This window comes from Agromyces sp. NPDC055658 (assembly GCF_053618155.1).
The window spans coordinates 1-263 of sequence record NZ_JBSHHD010000146.1; the positions used below are offsets into that span (position 1 = coordinate 1).

Annotated in this window: 1 protein-coding gene; it reads left to right on the plus strand. The window is 63.5% G+C overall.

Annotated elements, in window-relative coordinates:
- Window positions 1-263 (plus strand): PIN domain-containing protein (locus ACWGPE_RS19215; protein ID WP_452049350.1); only part of this gene is annotated, 263 nt, incomplete at both ends.

Sequence of the window (263 nt, forward strand, 5' to 3'; positions counted from 1 at the left end):
CTGCAGGTCGAGTTGAATCACATCGACCAGTCGGTGTTGCCGACGGGCTTCCGTACCGAGACCAACGACACCCGGATCCTCGCGTGTGCGGCCAATCTCGCTGCGGAGGGTAAGCATGTCACGCTGGTGAGCAAGGACATCCCGTTGCGCGTCAAAGCCGGCGCGGTCGGCCTGGCTGCCGACGAGTACCACGCGCAGGATGTCGTGGTGTCCGGCTGGACCGGGATGACCGAATTCGATGTCGCGCCAGAGGATATCGACAC